At 60.2% G+C, this 21,377-nt stretch carries 13 protein-coding genes and 1 pseudogene; 2 read left to right on the top strand and 12 right to left on the bottom strand.

The genetic code is table 11. The features are described 5' to 3' along the window. Positions 1–5: 5 nt before the first annotated feature. From QO002_RS20330 to QO002_RS20295, 8 genes and pseudogenes are all read right to left on the bottom strand, one after another. On the bottom strand, positions 6–3,419 hold the full coding sequence (locus QO002_RS20330; RefSeq protein ID WP_307232995.1) for a response regulator: 3,414 nt from the start codon (positions 3,417–3,419) through the stop codon (positions 6–8). Positions 3,420–3,875: 456 nt separating this feature from the next. Continuing rightward, positions 3,876–4,523, bottom strand: coding sequence for a ThuA domain-containing protein (locus QO002_RS20325; protein WP_307232993.1), 648 nt, complete (start codon positions 4,521–4,523; stop codon positions 3,876–3,878). 10 nt (positions 4,524–4,533) lie between these two features. Further along, positions 4,534–5,631 carry a Gfo/Idh/MocA family protein gene (locus QO002_RS20320; RefSeq protein WP_307232991.1) on the bottom strand — a complete coding sequence of 366 codons (1,098 nt, stop codon included), beginning with the start codon at positions 5,629–5,631 and terminating at the stop codon, positions 4,534–4,536. Positions 5,632–5,676: 45 nt separating this feature from the next. Further along, positions 5,677–7,692, bottom strand: coding sequence for an aldo/keto reductase (locus QO002_RS20315; protein ID WP_307232989.1), 2,016 nt, complete (start codon positions 7,690–7,692; stop codon positions 5,677–5,679). Positions 7,693–7,751: 59 nt separating this feature from the next. Next, positions 7,752–9,887, bottom strand: coding sequence for a beta-galactosidase (locus tag QO002_RS20310; RefSeq protein ID WP_307232987.1), 2,136 nt, complete (start codon positions 9,885–9,887; stop codon positions 7,752–7,754). 16 nt (positions 9,888–9,903) lie between these two features. Next, the gene (locus QO002_RS20305; RefSeq protein WP_307233562.1) at positions 9,904–10,884 is read right to left on the bottom strand and encodes an ABC transporter ATP-binding protein; all 981 of its coding nucleotides are present in this window, start codon (positions 10,882–10,884) and stop codon (positions 9,904–9,906) included. A 56-nt stretch (positions 10,885–10,940) separates the two neighbouring features. Further along, a complete protein-coding gene (locus tag QO002_RS20300) occupies positions 10,941–11,792 on the bottom strand; it encodes a carbohydrate ABC transporter permease (RefSeq protein WP_307232985.1) in 852 nt (283 codons plus the stop codon). Then, positions 11,792–12,025: pseudogene (locus tag QO002_RS20295) on the bottom strand (sugar ABC transporter permease); the annotation flags it as partial. The gene QO002_RS20300 and the pseudogene QO002_RS20295, both read right to left, overlap by 1 nt. Before the next feature lie 174 nt (positions 12,026–12,199). On the opposite strand from QO002_RS20295, the gene QO002_RS20290 reads away from it, so the two are divergent. Beyond that, entirely contained in the window at positions 12,200–13,426 is a 1,227-nt protein-coding gene (locus QO002_RS20290; protein WP_307232983.1) for an ROK family transcriptional regulator, read from the top strand. 86 nt (positions 13,427–13,512) lie between these two features. Here QO002_RS20290 and QO002_RS20285 read toward each other — a convergent pair whose 3' ends face one another. From QO002_RS20285 to QO002_RS20275, 3 genes are all read right to left on the bottom strand, one after another. After that, the gene (locus QO002_RS20285; protein WP_307232981.1) at positions 13,513–16,074 is read right to left on the bottom strand and encodes a GcvT family protein; all 2,562 of its coding nucleotides are present in this window, start codon (positions 16,072–16,074) and stop codon (positions 13,513–13,515) included. Positions 16,075–16,287: 213 nt separating this feature from the next. Continuing rightward, positions 16,288–17,172 carry a formyltetrahydrofolate deformylase gene (gene purU, locus QO002_RS20280; protein WP_307232980.1) on the bottom strand — a complete coding sequence of 295 codons (885 nt, stop codon included), beginning with the start codon at positions 17,170–17,172 and terminating at the stop codon, positions 16,288–16,290. Between the two features lie 241 nt (positions 17,173–17,413). Further along, positions 17,414–19,195 (bottom strand): methyl-accepting chemotaxis protein, encoded by a 1,782-nt coding sequence (locus QO002_RS20275; RefSeq protein WP_442417769.1) that lies wholly within the window; start codon positions 19,193–19,195, stop codon positions 17,414–17,416. Between the two features lie 462 nt (positions 19,196–19,657). On the opposite strand from QO002_RS20275, the gene ung reads away from it, so the two are divergent. Then, positions 19,658–20,347, top strand: coding sequence for a uracil-DNA glycosylase (gene ung / locus QO002_RS20270; protein ID WP_307232975.1), 690 nt, complete (start codon positions 19,658–19,660; stop codon positions 20,345–20,347). A gap of 9 nt (positions 20,348–20,356) precedes the next feature. Here ung and QO002_RS20265 read toward each other — a convergent pair whose 3' ends face one another. Further along, complete coding sequence (locus QO002_RS20265) at positions 20,357–21,265, bottom strand: DMT family transporter (RefSeq protein ID WP_307232973.1); 909 nt, start codon at positions 21,263–21,265, stop codon at positions 20,357–20,359. Between the last annotated feature and the right edge of the window lie 112 nt (positions 21,266–21,377).

Here is a 21,377-nt window from a genome sequence, read left to right as displayed (position 1 = left end):
CTCTTTCACCGGGGAATCCACACGCGCACGAGGGACAGGAGCTTTTCGACATCCAGAGGCTTGGCCATATAGTCATTTGCGCCGGCATCGATACACCGCTGCTGGTCATCCGGCATGGCCTTTGCCGTAAGCGTGATGATGGGCAGCTTCTTCCAGTCCGGGTTCTTGCGGATTTCCCGGGTGGCGGTAAGGCCATCCATGACCGGCATCATCACATCCATGAGCACGAGGTCGATCGCTGCGCCCGGCTTGCCGAGGGTATCCAGCGCCTCCTGGCCGTTTCGCGCAATCTCGATGATAGCGCCGCGGGGCTCCAGAATGTTGGTCAATGCGTAGACGTTGCGTACGTCGTCCTCGACCACGAGGATGCGCCGGCCTTCGAGAAGCGCATCCCGGCTGCGCGCCTTGCGGATCATTTTCTGCTGTTCGTCCGGCAGTTCGGAAACCACCTGATGCAGGAACAGGCTCACTTCGTCGAGAAGCCGCTCCGGGGACTTTGCGCCCTTGATGATGATCGATTTCGAATAGCGACGCAGGCGTTGCTCGTCATCGGCGGACAGGACACGGCCCGTATAGACGATGACAGGCGGGAAGGAATGTTCGTGGTTTTGGCTGAGCGTTTCGAGCAGCTGATATCCCGAGGCATCTGGCAGAGAGAGGTCGAGCACCATGCAGTCGAATGTCTGTTCCTTCAGCAACCGCAGGCACTCGGCCGCTGTGCCGGCGGCGACCGTTTCCACGTCATGGGACGTCAGAAGCTTTGCGACCGCCTCGCGCTGCACGTCGTTGTCTTCGACGATCAGAACCCGATGGACACGTTGGGATAGCTTGTCCTCGAGCTTTTGCAGGACCTCGACCAATTGCTCGCGCTTGACGGGTTTCAGCGCGTAGCCGATGGCTCCCAGAGAAAATGCGGTAGCCGAGTGATCGTCCGCTGAGACAATGTGGATGGGAATATGGCGGGTGCGGACATCGCGTTTCAGCCTGTCGAGCACCGAAAGACCTGATTGATCCGGCAATCCGACATCCAGAACGATGGCGCTCGGCATGAACTGCTTTGCAAGATCCAGGGCTTCCTGCGCCGTTCCGGCAACGAGCGTCCGGAAGCCCATTTCGCGTGCCAGGTCGCGCAGGATGGCCGCGAAGGTATCATCATCCTCGATGACCAGCAGGACGCGCTTCTCATCAGATGGTGCGGCACGATCATCCTCGACCAGCGCATGCCGTTGGGCCGGCGCAGGCTTTTCAGCTGCAGCCGGGGCCGGCGTGGGTACAGCTTCCGCAGCCATTTCCCGTGGCGCCACCTGCGCCGGGTCGTATGCCACCGGGATGATGATCGTGAAGGTGCTGCCTTGCCCCTCGCGGCTCTTCAGGTGGATCGATCCACCCAGCAGGCGAACGAGCTCGCGGGAGATGGAAAGCCCGAGGCCTGTGCCGCCGTATCTTCGGCTGATGGTGCTGTCTGCCTGATGGAAGGCCTCGAAGATGCTTTTCTGCTGGCTTTCGGCAATGCCGATGCCGGTATCGGTGACGGACATTGCGATCTGTCCCTCGGATGGCCGCATGGAAAGCTTGATGCTTCCCGTTTCCGTAAACTTGAGTGCGTTCGACAGCAGGTTCTTGAGAACCTGTTCGAGACGCTGCAGGTCTGTTTCGATGACGGACGGGCTTTCCGGCGCGATTTCGATGCTGAAATCGAGCTTCTTGTTTCGAGCGACCGGCTCGAACAACTGGCGCACGTTGTTGGCAAGGCGCTCGATCGAGACAGGTTCCGACTTGATCTCGAAGTGACCCGCCTCGATCTTGGACAGATCGAGAATGTCGTTGATCAGGTTCAGGAGGTCATTGCCGGACGACTGGATCGTCTGTGCATATTTGACCTGCACCTGCGTAAGATTGTCCTCGGGATTGTCGGCCAGAAGCTTTGCAAGGATGAGCGATGAATTGAGCGGTGTCCGCAGCTCGTGGGACATGTTGGCGAGGAAGTCCGATTTATACCGGCTAGCCTGCTCCAGTTCCCGCGCCTTGAGCTGCGTGGTTGCATTCGCCCGTTCCAGATCGTCGCGCTGCGCTTCAAGCTGCTGGGTCTGCTCTTCCAGTTGCGAATTCGTCTGCTCCATCTCGACTTGCTGCTGTTCGAGCCGCGCCTGGGATTCCTTCAATGCACGGCTTTGTTCCTCCAGCTCCTCGTTGGAAACCCGCAGCTCTTCGCCCTGGACCTGCAGCTCCTCGGATTGGCGCTGGGTTTCGTCAAGAAGCTCCTGGAGTTCGGTACGGTAGTTCGCGGACCGCACCGCGGTGGCGACCAGGGCCGAGGCCCGTTCCAGGAGGGCGAGAATTTTTTCGTCAACCGGGCGGACAAAGCCCAGTTCGGCAACCATATTGACGGTGCCGTCAACGCTTCCGGGTGAGATGACCAGATGTTTCGGTTTGTCTCGACCGAAAGCCGATCCGAATGTGAGATAGCCTTCCGGAACCTCGCCGATCAGCACAGGACGACCCTGCGCCGCCGCTTGTCCCAGAAGACCTTCCCGCAGCTTGAAGCCCTGAGGAATGTTTGCATCCTCCGGGACTCCATAGGTCGCCGTTCGCCGGTAGCCGTCATTACCGCCCACAAAGATCGCTCCCGCCACAGCACCAGCATAGCCTGCCAGAAACTCGAGAATGTTGTCGCCAAGCTGCGTGATGTTCTGGTCGCCCATGACGGCGGCGGCCAATCCGACCTGCCCGGATTGCAACCATTCCTCCCGACGGCGCGCAAGCGTTGCGCGACGCATCAAGACGCCAATTGCCACGGTCAGAAGAATGCCGAGCACGCCCGATAGAACACTGCTGACGAGTGCGGTGTTCTGTGCGTTGTCCATTTCGGCGAGCCGCTGCAGACGAAGCGTCGTTTCCTCTTGGCCCATGGCTGTGAGCTGAGCCCTTATCGCGTCCATCTCGACTTTGCCGCGGTCGGAGTTGACAATTGCGAGGGCGGCTTCCACGCCCTGGGAGCGCCCGACGTCGATCGTTTCCTTCAATTCTGCGAGCTTGGCTTCGACATGCAGTTTAAGGGCAGCAATCCGACGCTGCTGTGCGGGGTTGTCGATGGTCAGCAGGGCAATCTCGTTGATCCGCTGCGGTATTGCGGTCAAGGCCGCATTGTACGGATCAAGATAGCGTTCATTGTTGGTCAGAAGAAAACCGCGCTGCCCTGTTTCCGCGTCCTGTGCATTGGACAGAAGCTCATCGAGCGCGACGATGACATCGTGGGTGTGGATAATCTTCTCGGTGTTCACGCGCAATGTGTGCAGGTTGAAATAGGCGACAGCCCCGCTGATCAGAAAAAACACGAGGGCTGCGGCAAGGCTCAAAGTCACGGCGGGATCAAGACCTAGCGTTTGCCTGGAGGCGTCCGACGATGTGCTCTGGTTCATTAAAATCTCGAATTCATGTGGGCTGGAAAGAGGCAAGCGCGGCCGAAGGACAAAGCCGGAGTGAGGTCGATAGATCAATGAAGCCGCGCGGTATCGCGTTTCCGTTATGTACGGAAACCGCCGTCGCCATTCGGCTGGAAAAATCTGAGATCCGTTTCAAAAAATGCCCCCTCTGCGACCAGTATACTGGATGTGCTCGCGCGATGTAGCGCGCCAGTCGAAGGGGTCAAGTGCTGCCCTGGGCAGGCAATGCAGATGACGAGCAAACAGGCTTCACTAAAAGCTCTCTGGCCAGAGACCGGAACGTTTCAACAGGTGTGACAAGGGGATATTCGGGTCACCACTGGCTGCGCCCAAGGTTCAGGATCGGGCGAGCCATCGACAACCTGAAAACCCTGAAGCCGGACCGCGGCTTCAGGGTCTGCGGGGGTGAACTGCGCCATGTTCGATGGGCTGTCAGCTCCGTGTCGCCCAGAGCAAGCCGCGTTCAACGATGGTGCGCATCTGCGGGACATCAAACTCATCGGCGGTATGGCCAAGGGCGCTGTAGAAGACACGACCCTTGCCGTATCGGCGCTTCCATACGACCGGCATGACGACGCCATCGATGAAATCCAGGTGCTCGCCGGTGAAGGTCGTTGTTGCCAGCACCTCGTTGGTTGGATCTACATGCATGTAGTACTGCTCCGAGCGATAGCCGAAGCTGCCGATGCCGGAGACGATGGGATCGTCGGGCTTGGTGATATCGATCCGATAGTCGATGATATTGCCCGGATGGGCCACCCATTGTCCGCCCGTCATGAACTGATAGTCCGGCTCGTTGCGGAAACTGTCGCACATCGTGCCGTGGAAGCCGGCAAGGCCGGTACCACCGGCAACCGCTGCAACGAGGTTCTTCAGTTCTTCCTTTTCGATCGTCGACATCGTGATGACGGGGACGATGAGGTCCAGTTGCGCGATCTGCGGGTCGGCAAGAGCCGCCGTTCCAGGTTCCAGCCGTACGTCATAACCTTGGTTGACAAGGATATCTCTGACGACACCGGCGCTGCGCTCGGGCGTGTGGCCTTCCCAGCCGCCCCAGAAAATTAATGCTGTCTTGCTCATATTTGCTATCCTATTCCAGAATGCCGAAGGCTAGGTCGGCGCGCATGGGGGCGGGCCGGGCGCAGCCATGTTTCAGGTCGATGCGTTGTCCCGTCTCTGCCGAGAGAATGACCGATTCCATGATTTCGAGCACATGCAGTGAAAGATCGAGGTTTGCCCGGTGCTCGCGGCCGGAGACGATGGCCTGGGCCATGTCGGCAAGACCAAGGATGCGGTAGTTGCCGTCGCCATAGCCGTGCGTCTGCTCAGCAACGACCCAGTCGCCCTTGCGGATGCTGGTCTTGATATCACCCTGGAACTGGTTGGGATCGGAGACGATCATCGAGCCGGTCGTGCCGTAGAGCTCGATATGATTGTGTTCGTGCTTCCAGACATCGAAGCTCGTGGTGATCGAAATTGCCGCGCCGTTCTCGAAATCGATCAGCCCGGAAATGTGTGTGGGCACTTCGACGGTTACCGTTTCCCCGGCCCGTGGGCCGGAGCCGATCGTGCGGGTGGCATAGGACGACTTCGCATGACCGGTTACGGCTTTCACAGGGCCTAATAGATTGACGAGGCAGGTCAGGTAATAGGGTCCCATATCCAGCATCGGGCCGCCGCCGGGCTGGTAGTAGAAATCAGGGTTCGGATGCCAGAGTTCGTGTCCGGCTACCTGCATGAAGGCGGTGCCGGCGACGACCGTGCCGATGGCGCCTTGGTCGATCAGCTTGCGAGCAGTCTGGTGCGAACCGCCGAGGAAGGTATCCGGCGCGCATCCGACCCGCACCCCCTTCTCCCGGGCTGCCGCCACAAGCCGTTCGGCGTCGGCAAGGGTGGTTGCCAGTGGCTTCTCCGAATAGACGTGCTTGCCGTTGGCAACGGTCTGCAGTCCCACCGGCACATGATGCTGCGGCGTCGTCAGATTGAGGACGATCTCGATGCACGGATCGGCAAGCAGGTTGTCGATGTCCATGGACGTGACGCCGTAGGTCGCTGCCTTGGCGTCGGCCGCAGCCGGATTGATGTCGGCGACACCGATGATGTCGAGCACCGGGAATTTCGGTGCGGCCTTAAGATAGGCGTCCGAAATATTGCCACAGCCGATAATGCCTATTCCGATTCGTCGCATGGTTTCCTCCCCCGATACGCTGTGTCATTGATGACGTTCCCGAACTCATTTGTCACCCGTTTCCAGCCAGCGGACGTCCTGTGTTGACAGCTTGATATCGAAGGCCTCGATGCTGTGGTTGAGTTCGGCCAGTGATCGGGGGCCGATGAGGGGGACGACGCGGCCCTGCTGCGCCAGCACATAGGCGAGCGCCACCTGGATCGGGTCCTTGCCGATGCGTTTTCCAAGTTCGATCGCACGGTCCCGCCGCGCGAAATTGCCTTCGGAATACCAGGCCCGCGCCAATTCCGGGTCGTCCAGCTTGCCGCGACCGGCGCGATCGGTGAAGAAGCCGCGAGCCTGGCTGGACCAAGCGAAATTGGTCACTTGCTGTGCCGCAAGCCAATTCATCCAGCTCTCGTCGGAGGAGGAGATGCAGCCGGCCCAGACCGGCTGGACCATTTCGGCCAGCGAGAAGTTGTTGGACAGCACGCTCGGCCGGGTCTTTCCCGTGCGTTCTGCATAGGCGATGGCTTCATCCATGCGCTGCCTCGTCCAGTTGGAGCCGCCGAAAGGCCCGCGGATACGGCCGGCTCTTACCTCCGCATCCATGGCATCGACGAACTCGCCGACGGGGATGTCGGGGTTGTCGCGGTGCATGAAATAGATATCGACATAATCCGTTTTCAACCGATCGAGGCTGACGGTCAGCTGTTTCTCGATGACTTCGGGGTAGCAAAGCGGGCTATGGGCGCCCTTGCCGATGACGACGGTTTCGGCACGCACGCCACGGCTCTGCATCCATTCGCCGACGAGCCTGTCCTGCATGCCGCCGCCATAGTGAAAGGCGGTATCGACGAGGTTTCCGCCGGCTTCGAAAAAGGCATCGAGAACAATGGCGGCACCGGAAAAGGTGGAAAACTCCATCAGGCCGAGAGCCGCAAGGGACATCTCCTTGGGCAGTCCCGATATGCGGCCGCGCGCGACCTTGTCGCTCTTGCGGGCAAGCAGCTCACCCTTCAGGGTGCGGGTGCGGCTCGTGTGTTTCTCGCCCTCATATTCGAGACCGATCGCTGCCCGCCATTTGTCGAGCACGTGCAGATTGCCGATCGTATCGGCCCGGCTCATTCCCGGATAGCTGAATTCGATACGCCCGGCGCGGATCGCTTCGCTCGCCGCGTCCACTTCGAAACTGTAGAGATGGCGCGGTTCGTCAACGTCCACGTCGTGGCGGCTGCCATCCCTGGCGAAAACGCGGATGGTGCTCTTGCCGCCCCGCTTGCCGCCGGCAAACCAGAACCGGTCGATCTCGATCCGGCCTTCCGTGCCGATGATCCGCAGGCCATTGTCCTGCGCTAATGACACGGAGCATGAGACTTCGGCGATGATGCCGTTCGGGAAATGTAATAGCGCCGAGGTCCATTCGTCTACGCCCGTCTCGCCGAGATGACCGACGGCCACCACTTCGGCAGGATCGAGATAGCCTGACGGCTCGTCGATGCCGGCGATGAGCCTTGCCATGGAAACCGGATAGCCGCCGACGTCAAGAATGCCACCGCCGGCAAGGGTGTTGGAAAACAGCCGGTGATCGGGATCGAAGGGCAACTTTGCGAAGCCGAAACTCGACTTGATCATCCTGACCTCGCCGATGGTCTTTGCCTTCAGGAGTTCGACCAGCTTGGCCGTCAGGGGATGCAGCCGGTACATATAGGCTTCGCCGAGGAAGGTGCCTGCCTTGCGCGCGGCTTCCTGCATGGCTTCGACCTCCGCCGCCGAAAGTCCCATCGGTTTTTCACACAGCACATGCTTGCCGGCTTCCGCCGCCTTGATGGCCCATTCGGCGTGACCGGGATGTGGCACGGCGATGTAGACCGCATCGATCTCCGGATCCGCAAGCAAGGCCTCGTAGCCGCCGATGATCCGGGTTCCGGGAAAGCTCTCCGCGAGGCCAGTTTTTTTTGGATTGCGCGTGCCGATTGCGACGACCAGACCGTTGTCCGATTGTGTCGCGCCGGCAAAGAAGTCCTTGGCGATCGTGCCGGGTCCGAGGATACCCCAGCGGATTTTGCCTGTGGTGGTCATGATTTCATTCCTTAGGTCAGGGTTTGGCGCAACGGCCGCAAGTCGTGATCGTCCAATGGTCAGTTCAGTTCGATGATGGCGCAGCCGTAACCTTCGAGGGTGAGCGTTCCGGAGGTTGCCTTGTCGCCGTCAAGCAGGTTCCCGCCGGAGGGAACGCCGGCGACGGTGGCAGTCGTGTCCTTGATGTTCTGCAGGAAGAGCAGGCGCCGCTCGCCGCTTTCGCGAAGCGTCACCTCGACGCCGTCCGGCAGGTCCGGCACCAACGGCACGACATCCGCATCGGCAAAAGTGCGCGTCGCCAGCTGATGCGTCAGTTCCGCCGTCAAATACGTGCCGACATAGAGCACGCGCCCCTTGCCGAGGGTGCGTGAGGTAATGACCGGCGTGCCCTCGGCGTAGCGGTTTGACCAGACGCCGATCGCTTCGACATCGGCATTGATACTCAGATTTTCGTAGAAATACCCGGCATCGAGTTCCTGATTTCCGACGGTGAAACGTCTCACGCGCCGGTTGGATTCGGCAGGCCAGACGGGCGGAATGACAAGGCCGCCGGAACGGGTCATCGTGGTGAAGAGGCCGTTGGCACCGAGCGCTGCCAGTCGCCCGAAGTCCTTGACACGTACGCCTGTCAGGGCCGAAAGCGAGGAGCCGGGCGCCGTCTCGCGGATGACATGGTTGTTCTCGTCCCGCGTGCCGGTACGGGCGACGATGATCACGGTGCCGCCGTTCCTGGCAAAAGCCTCAAGCCTTTCCGTCCAGCCATCCTTCCACGTCACCCAATGGGGAACATAGAAAACCTTCAGTCTGGAAAGGTCGTCCTCGGGATGGATGAAGCCGCAGGCTTTGCCGCGGTCGTAGCAATACTGGTGCAGCAGGACCGCGTCGTCCTGCGGGCTCGGCAGGCCGATCGGAAACGTCTTGTGTGCCTCCTGATTGTCGAAATCCGAACCCGCGATCCCGACGTCCATGTGAACCCAGGTGCCAAGGATCTTATCCTTCAAGGCGGTCATTTCGGTCGCGAACCGTCTGGCTTCGTCGTAGCGATGGCGTGCGACGTCGTCGTGGTAGATCACCCCCATCCAGTAGATCTCCGCGCCGAAATGGGCGGGTCGCCAGCGAAAGAACATGACGCCATCCGCGCCACGGGCAACCGACGACATCGCCATGCGGCGCATCTCGCCCTGCTCCGGGGTCAGGGTGCAGAAACCCTGCTGCGCGCCAAAACCGGATTGCTGTTCGGGCACGACGTAGTTGCCGGAAAAACCGCGGCAGATGTCGAGATGCAGCGCCTGGATCTTGGCGTGATTGCCGATGCGCTGGAATTTGTCATAGAGAAGCGGATAGATGTCGTAAACGACGAAATCGAGATCCTCGGAAAACTGGCCGCGGAAATCGATGTCGCGCAGGCCGCCAAGATTGTGGAAGACGAACCAGTCGCTGTTTGTCGCCCGCAGGATTTCGACCTGGTCGTGCTGGAAACGGGTCGTCGAAAACGCCAGGAAGCGGTGATAGTCCTGCATGTGGCCGGGGCTCGGGAAGGTTGGCGCGAAATCCAGCGGAAAGACAATCTGATCGAAATCGTCATAGGCCGTCGCCCAGAAATCGCCACCCGAGGCGAAGTTCAGCCTGTCGATCGTCTTGTAGGTTTCCTGCAGATAGGCCTGAAACTCCTTCAAGGCAGAAGGCGAATAGGATTCCGGCATGCTGGTGTTGAGCTCGTTGTCGGTCTGCCAGCCGATGACGTTAGGGTTTTCCCGATAATGCTGCGCCATCGCGCGGGTGATCTTGCGGCTGTAGTCGCGGAGAACCGGGCTCGATGTGTCGGCATGCTGGCGCGAACCATGGCTCATCGACCGGCCGTTGCCATCGACGCGCAGGATTTCCGGATGCTTCACTGTCAGCCAACGGGGCGGCGTTGCGGTGGGTGCGCACAGGATGGTCTTGAGGCCGTGATGCCCGAGGCCCTCGATCGCCCGGTCGAACAGGTCGAAATCGAAAGTTCCCTCCCGCGGCTCGAAGATGTGCCAGGCGAATTCGCCAAGCCGGGCAACGTTGAAGCCGGCCTCGGCCATGCGGCGGGCGTCGTTGTCCCAGTAGCTCTCGTCCACATGCTCCGGATAGTGGGGTGTGCCGACCAGAAAACGGTCTGTGTTGATCGTGCGCCAGACGGAGAGGGCGACAGATGGCTTCGTCATGAAAAGGCTCCTGGGCTCAGTCGGCAATGATGGACTTGCGGGCGCTGATCGTGCGCTCGTCACCGGATGAGAAGAGATAGACGTCGCGTGGATCGACGCCCAGTCCCAGCACGGCATCGTTGGAAACGGCGGTGACATGGCCGATCTGTACGGTCACGTTGCCGGTGCCGCTTTCGGAGCTGACGCATTGCAGCGCCCCCGCATCGACGTAGAGAATGGTCTCGCGGCCGAGATGCTCGACGAGGCGCACATTTCCGGACAGAGACGCCGTTGTTCCACGCTCGGCGACAACGCTCAGGTTCTCCGGACGAATGCCCATGGTCAGTGCGTCGCCCGGCTGAACGGAGACATTCTCGGCCAGTTCGATGCTGAGGGGCGCAAGACCGGCGGTAGATACGGTTGCGCCGCGGCCGGAAACGGCATCCACGGTGACGCTGAAGAAGTTCATGCGGGGCGCGCCGAGAAAGCCGGCCACGAAAAGATTTTCCGGGTTGCGGTAGAGTTCAAGCGGCGAGCCGACCTGTTCGATGGCGCCGTGATTGAGCACGACGATGCGGCTTGCCATGGTCATGGCCTCGATCTGGTCGTGGGTGACGTAGACCATGGTGGCGCCGAGCTTGGCATGCAGGCTTGAGAGTTCGACCCGCATCTGGGCGCGCAGCGCCGCGTCGAGATTGGAAAGTGGCTCGTCGAACAGGAAGACGTCGGGTGAGCGGGTGATCGCCCGACCGATTGCGACGCGCTGCCGCCGGCCGCCGGACAGCTGCTTCGGTCGCTTGTCGAGCTGGTCGGTGATGCGCAGGATCTTGGCTGCGCGCATCACGGCGGCGCCGATCTCCTCTTTCGGGCGGTGGGCCATGCGAAGGCCGAAGCCCATGTTTTCCGCCACGGTCATATGCGGATAGAGCGCATAGGATTGAAACACCATGGCGATGCCGCGCAACGCGTGGTAGGCGCCGTAGCTCTTCTGGATCTGGCGAAGTTCGAGACTGGTCATGGCATCCTGCCTGGCGATAGCGGTTTCAGGTCTGTCTTGCGCAATGTGATGGTCCGTCATCCCTTGACCGCTCCTATGGCGAGGCCGGCGATGAAGTGTTTCTGCATCAGGAAGAACATGATGACCGGTGGTACGGCGACGACGATGGTTCCGGCCGAGATCAGGTTCCAGGCGGAGACCCATTCGCCGCGCAGGTTGGCGAGGCCGGCGGTGACCGGCTTGACGCTGTCGCTGACGGTGAGCACCACCGCCCAGAAGTAATCGTTCCAGATGAAGGTGAAGAGCAGGATTGCGAGGGCCGCCAGGGCCGGGCGCACCAGCGGGATTACGACGTGAATCAAGGTCTGGAACGGCGTGGCGCCTTCGGCACGCGCCGCCTGGAATAGCTCGTCCGGTAGGGCGGCGATGAAGTTGCGCATGAAGAGCGTGGCAAAGCCGGTCTGGAAGGCGACGTGGAAGATGATCAGTGCCGCCGTCGTGTCGTAGAGATTGAGCCGCACCATGAGATCCCGCACCGGGATCATCATGATCTGGTGCGGCAGGAAGTTGCCGCCGACGAAGAGCGCGAAAACCAGCATGTTACCGGGAAAACGGTAACGGGACAACACGAAACCTGCGAGCGTGCTGAGAATGAGCACGCCGATCACCGAGGGGATGGTAATCGCGAGGCTGTTGAGGAAATATTGCGCCATCGGCGTCTGGGTGAAGACGGCGGTATAGTTGTCGATCAGGCCGAACTGCGTGGGCCAGCCCCAGAGATTGCCGCCCATCACGTCCCGCCTGGAGCGGAAGGAGGTGAGGATGACGGCGAAGAGGGGGCCGAGCCAAACGATCAGGATCGCAATGACCAGGGCGAGATAGGACCGGCGCTGCCAGAGGGCGCTTTCGGGGAGAGGACGAGGATACATCACGCTCCCCTTTCTTCCGCGCGGATAATGCGCGTGAGGTACCAGACTATGAAAACCGCCATGATCACGAAGAGAACGGAGGCGATCGCTGCGCCATAACCGAAGCGGTAGGAGAAGATCGACTGCTCGAACATCTGGTAGGCGAGGACCGAGGAGGACCCGAACGGCCCGCCGCGCGTCATCACCGAGATCATGTCAAAGGAGCGCAGGGCACCGACGACGGTGACGGCGATGAACCTTCGGGCGAAGCATGTGCCTGCCCGCTCCTTTAAGGTGCTATGACGGTGCCGGGATGAACCGGAATAGTGTGGCTGAACCCGGTTCGGGTGTTGATCAGCTACGCAAAGTTATGCATATGTTCAAAGGCGAGGCAATAATTAATTTACAAAATAAATAAAGAAAAATCTGTGAAGTTGAAGGGCGACCAAAGCACGGCTCGGGCGCTGAACCGCCGGCTGATCCTTAATCTTCTGCGTCAGGCAGGGCCGCGCAGCCGCGCCGATCTGGCATCGACCACGGGCCTCAGTCCTGCGGCGGTCACCTTCGTGGTTGCTGATCTGATCGACGAAGGCCTGTTGATCGAGGGCAAGACCGTTGCCGGCTCCGCGGGACGGAGACCGATCCCCGTAGACATCAACTATGCCAAGGGTCTGGCCATCGGGTTCAAGCTGATGGTCGGCTCTGTCGAATGTGTGGTCACCGATCTCGCTACAAATCCGCTCGGGTCGATGCGCCTGCCACTTGCAGGACATGATCCCGGTCACATCGCCGAGACCCTGGCGGCGGCTGTCCCCGAGCTGGTGTCGATCGTCGATCGACCGGATGCGCGGCTTGTCGGCATCGGGATTTCGATGCCCGGTGTCATCGACAACCATGCGGCCGTGTGCGTCCGCAGCCATCGCTACAACTGGGACAATGTTCCGCTTGGCCAAATGCTGGCTGAGCGGGTCAATGTTCCTGTCTGGCTCGAAGACGACACCAATGCCTATGCAATTGCCCAGCAGCTCTTCGGGCTCGGACGACAGCATCGCAACATGGCAGTGCTCGCGATCGGCGTCGGTATCAGTTGCGCGCAGGTCTTCGAGGGCAAGCTCTATCGCGGCGCCAATGGGGCCGCCGGCAAGTTCGGTCACACGCCGCACAGGGAGGGTGGGCATCTCTGCGAATGCGGCAAGCGAGGCTGTCTGATGGCGTATGGCTCCGAACCGTCGATGTTGCTCGCCTGGCGCAACGCTACCGGCCGCAGCGAAACAGACGGCAGGGCGGAATTCGTCTCGGCGATCAGACAGGAAGAGCCGGAAGCGCTGGCGATTCTTGAGGATGCGGGCAAGGCAATAGGCTGGCACCTCGCCACGCTGGTCAACATCACCGATCCCGAAGTGATTGTCGTCGGCGGTGAAGTCGTCTCTTTCGGCGATGCCCTGTTCGGCCCGCTTCGCGCGACGCTCGGTGAACATACGTTCCGCCAAGCGCCACCGGTGCTTGTGGACTGGGAAGACAATTCCTGGGCGAGGGGGGCGGCTGCTTTGGTAACGCAGAAGATATTCGATTTCGAGACAACTGCCGGGAATGTTTCACAAAATCCCGCACGGGGCGGCGCCGGTCTGTTCGATGCGGCAACTCCCTTTAGCTAAAGGCAGGTCTGTCTATGAGTGCATACAATAACGCCCGCATATAGCGGGCGTCACCAGGTTATAAAAACGCTCCGTACAGCGCGACGTTAGCTGCGGGGCTTCAGGTTTTCCGGGTCATAAAGCGGCTTGTAGCCGATGCTGACCACTTCCACCGGATAGGTCTCGGCGAAATACTCGACATTCAGCTTGCGGCCTTCCTGGGCATAAGCATGGGGCAGGTAGGCGAGCGCGATGTTCTTGCCGATGGTTGGACCGAAGGCGATGGAGGTCGTGTAGGAGCGGCGACCGAGGTCGTCGATCAGCACTTCGCCGGTCTCCGGGTCCATGACCGGCAGCGAGCCGACGGGGTAGCGCTTTACGCCGTTTTTATCGGTGTTTTCGGTCATGACCAGCGTGCAGAGCACGGCGGGCTGGTGATCACGGGCCTTGTATTCCAGATGCTTGGCCTTGCCGCAGAAATCGGCTTCCTTGACCTTCGGGCGGGCAAGGTCGGCTTCGATCAGGTTGTACTGGGTGAGCAGGTCGGCATTCTGCAGGCGCAGGCTCTTTTCCATGCGGCGCGAGTTGGCATAGGTCTCGACGCCGAAGGCCATGACGCCGGTGGCGCGCAGGGCATCCCAGACGGCAAGGCCGTCTTCGTACTTCATGTGCAGTTCCCAGCCCTGCTCGCCGACATAGGAAATGCGGAAGGCGGTGACCGGCTTGCCAGCAATCTCGATTGGCTTGATCGCGGCGAAGGCGAAGTTTTCGATATCGAGGCCCGTGGGATCGGCGACCACCTTCTTCAGCGTATCGCGGGCGTTCGGACCCCAGATGCCGATAGTGATGAACTTTTCCGAGACGTCGGTGATGGTGACATCAAGGCCGCGATCTTCTGCCACGCGCTTCATGTAGTGGAAGTCGCGCGGGCCGGCATCAGCGCCGTTCACGAGGCGGCCGCGATCAGTCATGCGGAAGACGGTGAAGTCGGCGCGCACCATGCCCTCGTCGTCGAGGAAGTGGGTGTAGATGCCCTTGCCGATGTTGCCGTCGCCGCCGATCTTGGCGGCGCAGAGCCATTCGAGCAGCTCGACATGATCGGGGCCTTCGATATCGACCATGTGGAAGTGCGAGAGGTTGACGATGCCGCAATCCTCGCTCATCGCCAGATGCTCGGCGTTGGAGACGCGCCAGAAGTGGCGGTTGTCCCATTCGTTTTCACGGACGGGAACGCGGTTGCCGTATTTTTCGAGCAGGTGTTCGTTGGCGGCGTAGCCATGGGCACGCTCCCAGCCGCCGAGTTCCATGAAGTAGCCGCCGAGTTCTTTCTCGCGCTCGTAGAAAGGCGAGCGCTTGACGTTGCGGCCGGTGGCATACGGTTCGCGGGTGTGGACAGCGGGGAAGTAGATTTTCTGGGCTGCCTCGTAGGTGCGGCCTTCGATGAATTTCTCTTCCAGCTGGTGCGGGTAGAAGCGGGCATAATCGATCGAGTTGTGGTCGATCTCGGTGCGGCCGTCGGTCATCCAGTCGGCGATCAGCTTGCCGTAGCCGGGGCCGTCCTTGACCCAGATGGCGACGCAGTACCAGAGGCCGCGCACCTTCTGGCTTTCGCCGCAGGACGCGCCGCCGCCGGCGGACACCTGCAGCAGGCCGTTGAAGGAGTGGCTTTCGTTGTAGCCGAGTTCACCGAGGATCGGCGTCAGTTCCATGGCCTTTTCGAGCGGCTCGAGAATCTGCTCCATGTCGAGGTCGCGCTGCGAGGGCGACAGGCGGGCCTCATGCTTTTCGAGGATGTCGCGCGGATGGCAGAGGCGCGGATTGGTGGTTTCGTAATAGCCCCACTCGATCTGGCCGCCTTCGGTGGTCTTCGGGTCGCCGGTGTCGCGCATATAGGCGGAGTTGCCCTGGTCGCGCAGCAGCGGGAAGCCGATCTCCTTGCCGGTGCCTTCGAATTCGTTGTACGGGCCGAAGAAGGTCAGCGGATGGTCGACCGGCATGACGGGCAGGTCCTCGCCGACCATTTCGGCGATCAGGCGGCCCCAGATGCCGGCGCAGACGATGACGTGATCGGCCATGATCGTGCCGCGATGCGTGACGACACCCTTGATGCGGCCGCCTTCTGTTATCAGCGATTTGGCCGGTGTATTGCCGAACATCTGCAGCTTGCCGGACTTTTCCGCTGCGTCCACCAACTTGCCGGCAACGGTCTGCGAACGGGGAATGACGAGGCCGGCATCGGGATCGAACATGCCGCCCATGACCTGATCTTCCTCGATCAGCGGGAACATGGCCTTGATTTCGGAAGGCGAGACGTAATGGGCGCGGGTGCCGAAAGCCTTGGCGGAGGAGAGCTTGCGCTTGATCTCTTCCATCCAGGTGTCATCGCCGGTGCGGACAACTTCGAGGCCGCCGATGCGGGCGTAGTGGCCCATCTTCTCGTAGAAATCGATCGAGTATTGCGTTGTCCAAACCGAGAGATAGTCGTGGCTTGTCGTGTAGCAGAAGTCGGAGGCGTGGGCGGTGGAACCGATATCGGTCGGGATACCGGACTTGTCGATGCCCACGATGTCGTCCCATCCCCGCTCGATCAGGTGATGGGCAATCGAGGCACCGACGATGCCTCCCAGTCCGATGATGACGACATTTGCCTTTTGCGGGAACTCTGCCATTGCGTGCAATCCTGATTGGAATTTTGGCCTGATTTTAGAGTTTGCTGCGTGGCAACTAGAGCCTGTCTACGACATAAACCTCATACTGCACGACCGATTGCGTCACCCGTTGCCAGAGCAAGTTATGGCGTCCAGCGGGATGATCCAAACGCCTGACGGCATCGGCGGTCGTGCCCGTGTAGCTGTGGAACGCGCTTGCGTAATCTGGCGCGGTCAACCCATGCGTTCCGAGGCGTAGGAACCGGGGCTTGCCGGGAAGACGATGGTGCGGTTGCCGTTCATGAACACGCGGTGGTGGATATGGGCGTGCACGGCACGCGCCAGCGCCTGGCTTTCGACATCGCGACCGATCGAAACATAGTCTTCCGGCGACTGCGCATGTGTAATGCGGGCGATGTCCTGCTCGATGATCGGACCTTCGTCGAGATCTTCGGTGACGTAGTGCGCAGTCGCGCCGATCAGCTTCACGCCGCGCTCGTAGGCCTGTTTGTAGGGGTTGGCACCCTTGAAGCTCGGCAGGAACGAGTGGTGGATGTTGATGATGCGTCCCGACATCTTCTTGCAGACGGCGTCCGACAACACCTGCATGTAGCGGGCGAGCACGATCAGTTCGGCTTCGGATTGCTCGACGATCTCCATCAGGCGGGCTTCGGCCTGCGGCTTGTTTTCCTTTGTCACCTTGATGTGGTGGAAGGGGATGTCGTGGTTGACGATGACCTTCTGGTATTCGAAGTGGTTGGAGACGACGCCGACGATCTCGATCGGCAAAGCGCCGATCTTCCAGCGATAGAGCAGGTCGTTGAGGCAGTGGCCGAAGCGCGACACCATCAGAAGCACCTTCATGCGGTGCTCGCTGTCGTGGATCTGCGACTGCATGCCGAAGCGGGTATTGACGGCTGCAAACCCTTCCTGAAGCTCGTCCATCGTCGCGCCTTCCTGGCTGATGAAGGTGAGGCGCATGAAGAAGAGGCCGGTTTCGAGATCGTCGAACTGGGAGCTGTCGGTGATATAACAGCCCTTGTCGGCGAGGTAACCGGTGATGGCCGCAACGATGCCGCGGGTGGATTTGCAGGATACGGTCAGCACATAGCTTTTCATCGAAATCGGTCTCTCAATTGCGGGTCTGCCCGGACGGATTGGCTGGCGCCGGATTGCGACTGAAGCTAGCGCGGCGGCTGCCCGCCCGTCCATCCGTTTCGCGACATCCGATAGCAGGAACAGGCCATGGAGCGGCACGGAAAATGATCGTCGGCATCATTCCGGTAAAGATTGTGCGCAACCCAACGAAAACGGCGCCCACTGTTGGGGCGCCGCGTATCCTTTCAACACGATTGAAGGCTTAGAATTCTTCCCAGCTCTGCTCGGCTTTTGCGGCATTTCCGGAAAAGGCGTGGCTGACCTGCGCCGTCATGCGGCGAGCAGGCGAGGCGACCGGTCGGTTGCGACCAGCGTCGGCAGCGACAGGGCCCGAACTGCCGCCTTTGCCGACACGGAACTGGCCGAGCATCGCAAAGAGCGCTTCGGCTTCCCGAGCCAGCGAATGGCTTGCGGCCGTCTGCTGCTCGACCATGGCCGCGTTCTGCTGCGTGCCCTGATCCATGGCATTGACCGAGTGGTTGATTTCCTGAAGGCCCGTCGCCTGTTCGCGCGCGCCACCGACAATCGCGACGACGTTGGTGTTGATATTCCCGACCTGGGAAACAATGAGCTCCAGCGCCTTGCCGGTTTCGCCAACCAGGGCGACGCCGTTCTTGACGTGCTCGCCGGAGGTGTGGATCAGGGCCTTGATTTCCTTGGCGGCCGTTGCGGAGCGCTGTGCGAGTTCCCGAACTTCCTGGGCGACAACGGCAAACCCCTTGCCTGCTTCCCCGGCACGCGCGGCTTCGACGCCGGCATTCAACGCAAGCAGATTTGTCTGGAACGCGATGTCGTCGATTACGCCGATGATGTTGGAAATCCCCCGTGAGGAATCCTCGATCTGGCTCATGGCAGCGACGGCGCTGCGAACCACCGCACCTGACCGTTCCGCATTGTCGCGGGTGGCGGCGACGAGGTGTCCGGCTTCTTCCGCGCGACGGCTCGAATCCGCGACGGTCGTTGTGATTTCCTCAAGGGCAGCGGCGGTTTCTTCGACCGAGGCCGCCTGGCGTTCCGTGCGCTTGGCCAGATCGTCGGCCGCGGAGCGGATCTCGCCGGAGCCGGCTGCGATCGCCTGCGCATTGCGGCCCACGGATTGCAGGGCGCTGCGAAGCTTGGCCACGGCATCGTTGAAATCGTGGCGAAGCTTTTCCATTGTCGGCACGAAAGGCTTGTCGAGCACCTGTGTCAGATCACCATCGGCAAGTCCCTGCATCGCTGAAGCAAGGGCGGAAACCGCACCCATCCGTTCGGTGACATCGGTCGCGAACTTCACAACCTTGAACACCTTGCCGTGGATGTCGAGGATTGGGTTGTAGCTCGCCTGGATCCAGATTTCCTTGCCGCCCTTGCCGTAGCGGACGAACTCGTTGGACAGGAATTCGCCGCGGGCCAGCCGTTCCCAGAATTGCCTGTAGTCCTCGCTTGCGACATAGGCCGGATCGCAGAAAATTCGGTGGTGCTGTCCCTTGATCTCGGACAGCTGGTAACCCAGCGCGCCGCAGAAGTTTTCATTGGCGGTCAGGATTTCACCGGTCGGCGTGAATTCGATGACCGCTTGAGAACGGGAGACGGCGCGGAGTTTGCCGGCATCTTCCGTTGCCTTGATCTTTACCTCGGTGATGTCGGTCGCGAATTTGACGACCTTATAGGGTTTGTTTCCGCGGAAGACGGGATTGTAGGAGGCTTCGATCCAGATGTCGCGGCCGCTCTTGGTGATACGGCGATATTGATGGCTCTGGAACTCGCCACGGGCAAGCCTATCCCAAAACTCGCGATACTCGGGGCTCGCCGCTTCCGTCGGATCGACGAAGATGCGGTGATGCTTGCCTTTGATTTCCGCCAGCGTATAGCCAAGTGCACCGCAGAAATTGGCATTGGCTGTCAGGATATTGCCCTGCAGATCGAATTCGATGATTGCCTGTGACTTGTCCATCGCAGCGAGGATCGCGCGTGAGTCCCCGCCAAATCCGGGAAGATGCATGCTCATTGTGGCCTCCAAAAAGATTGACCGGGGGTGTTCCTCAGGCCTCACCCGAGGTTTATGCGCATGCGGTTGGCAAGCTGCCGGATTGTTCTCTAACTGCTCTCATTGCGCTCCTGTTATCCTCGATAACAGGAGCTATCGGGTGCGGGCGCTTGCCAAGCCGCTACGTCAGAGTTGTGGACGGTGTCGACTTAGAATACAACTATTGGTATAATTTAGTAAAAGTTTGATTAAAATCTATCTGCGAAATTGTGCCTGCGATTTCCCCTATTTTGCGCGGTTTGCGAGAAATTGGTCTTTGATTTGTATTAAAATCGCGTGAATCTGGCCGTTTCAAGTTGATTTAGAAAATCAGGATTTGTGGATATTTTGTAAGGCCTTCGGCAGCATTCTCTTGCCAGATCGTTGCCCCGCACTAAGATCCCATCTGTTTTAGCGTGTGGGCGGGGAGGTTTAGCCATGGAAACGGCTGTGCGTTTGGAGGAGAGTTGGAAGGTGGCACTTTTCGGGGAATTTTCACAACCCTACATGGTGGGTCTGAAATCTTTTCTCCAGGAAGAGAAGGCGCAAGGCAAAGCCATATTCCCCAGAGGCTCCGAGTATTTCCGGGCACTCGACCTGACGCCGCTGGACAAGGTTCGTGTCGTCGTCCTTGGCCAGGATCCTTATCATGGCGAGGGACAGGCCCATGGATTGTCCTTCAGCGTTTTGCCCGGCGTGCGCCCTCCGCCGTCGCTGGTCAACATCTTCAAGGAACTGCAGAGCGATCTTGACATAAAACCTGCCGGTCATGGCTTCCTGGAACATTGGGCCAAGCAGGGCGTGCTCCTGCTCAACAGCGTCCTGACGGTTGAGCGATCCATGGCTGCGTCGCACCAGGGAAAGGGATGGGAGCGTTTTACCGACGCGATCATTCGCGCTGTCAACGAGCAGCCTCATTCGGTTGTCTTCATCCTGTGGGGCGCCTACGCCCAGAAGAAGGCCGCGTTCGTCGACCAATCCCGCCATCTGATCTTGAAGTCGCCGCATCCCTCGCCGCTATCGGCGCACAACGGTTTCTTCGGCAGCCGACCTTTCTCCAAGGCGAACGCATTTCTCGTGTCGAACGGCTACCCGCCGATCGACTGGACACTCCCCGCCAATTCGTGACGCCTCTTGTCAGGAGAGAGGCTGGGTCGGGCCTCTGGCCGCAACCTTGGCGTTTCGGCGCGCCACGACCGCTTCACGCCAGATGGTGAATATGCCGGCCGCCACGACGATTGTGGAGCCGGCGATCACGTTGAGGTTCAGGGTTTCGCCGAACACCGAAACACCGATAATCGATGCATAGACAAGCTGGAGATAGGTGAGGGGCTGGACCTCTGCCGCGTCCAGATGCTCGTACGCCTTGATCAGGCTGAAGTGGCTTGTCGTGCCGGTAATGCACAGCAGGATCATCCAGACCCAGTCGCCCGGCGCAAGGGGCGTCCAGTAGAACGGACCGACGAGGCTGATCACGGCGGCCCCGGCAACGCCGGTGTAGAGGAAGCTGGTCGTCGAGGAGTCATCGTGGCTCACCAGCCTGGTAGCGATGACGTAGAAGGCAAAGATCAATGCGGAGGAAATCGGGATCAGCACCTTGAGGTCAAAATTCGTGCCATCCGGTTTCAGAATCAGCAACACGCCGAGCAGTCCGACGATGATCGCTGTCCAGCGGCGCCAGCCCACCCGTTCGCCGAGGATCGGCATCGACAACAGGGCAACGAAGATCGGTCCGGAAGAAAAGATTGCCTGCGAATGGGCAAGGCCCACCTGCGCAAACGAGGTGATGACGATAACAATCTGCACCGCCAGGAGAACACCGCGAAGAATCTGCAGTATCGGTCTTCGGGTCCTGAAGGCGACCGGCAGCCCGCCCGGGGATCGCGCAGCCCATGCCAGCGCGAAGGATGCGAAGGCCCAGTAGCGGATCATGGTGATCAGAACGGGCGGATAGATACTGCCCAGATATTTTGAGATCGCGTCCTGTATGGAGAAAATCGTGATCGCCAAAAGAACGAAAATGTAGCCGGTTTTTTTGGAAGACATAATCGACAGTCGTATACCGGTGACGGCTAACTGTGCCACGCCTATTTTTGCATGGCGGTATGGCACGGGGCACATTCGCCCCGCTTGCTGCGTCATTCCTCAAACCGATCTC

The organism is Pararhizobium capsulatum DSM 1112 (assembly GCF_030814475.1).
Lineage (GTDB): Bacteria > Pseudomonadota > Alphaproteobacteria > Rhizobiales > Rhizobiaceae > Pararhizobium > Pararhizobium capsulatum.
The sequence above is the reverse complement of the archived record's forward strand: the minus strand, read 5'-3'. Positions and strand labels throughout refer to the sequence as shown.

Bases quoted from the DNA above. Each gene is read 5' to 3' on its own strand.
- QO002_RS20330 (WP_307232995.1), bottom strand. From the start codon at position 3,419: ATGAACCAGAGCACATCGTCGGACGCCTCCAGGCAAACGCTAGGTCTT.
- QO002_RS20325 (WP_307232993.1), bottom strand. From the start codon at position 4,523: ATGAGCAAGACAGCATTAATTTTCTGGGGCGGCTGGGAAGGCCACACG.
- QO002_RS20320 (WP_307232991.1), bottom strand. From the start codon at position 5,631: ATGCGACGAATCGGAATAGGCATTATCGGCTGTGGCAATATTTCGGAC.
- QO002_RS20315 (WP_307232989.1), bottom strand. From the start codon at position 7,692: ATGACCACCACAGGCAAAATCCGCTGGGGTATCCTCGGACCCGGCACG.
- QO002_RS20310 (WP_307232987.1), bottom strand. From the start codon at position 9,887: ATGACGAAGCCATCTGTCGCCCTCTCCGTCTGGCGCACGATCAACACA.
- QO002_RS20305 (WP_307233562.1), bottom strand. From the start codon at position 10,884: ATGACCAGTCTCGAACTTCGCCAGATCCAGAAGAGCTACGGCGCCTAC.
- QO002_RS20300 (WP_307232985.1), bottom strand. From the start codon at position 11,792: ATGTATCCTCGTCCTCTCCCCGAAAGCGCCCTCTGGCAGCGCCGGTCC.
- QO002_RS20285 (WP_307232981.1), bottom strand. From the start codon at position 16,074: ATGGCAGAGTTCCCGCAAAAGGCAAATGTCGTCATCATCGGACTGGGA.
- purU (WP_307232980.1), bottom strand. From the start codon at position 17,172: ATGAAAAGCTATGTGCTGACCGTATCCTGCAAATCCACCCGCGGCATC.
- QO002_RS20275 (WP_442417769.1), bottom strand. From the start codon at position 19,195: ATGCATCTTCCCGGATTTGGCGGGGACTCACGCGCGATCCTCGCTGCG.
- ung (WP_307232975.1), top strand. From the start codon at position 19,658: ATGGAAACGGCTGTGCGTTTGGAGGAGAGTTGGAAGGTGGCACTTTTC.
- QO002_RS20265 (WP_307232973.1), bottom strand. From the start codon at position 21,265: ATGTCTTCCAAAAAAACCGGCTACATTTTCGTTCTTTTGGCGATCACG.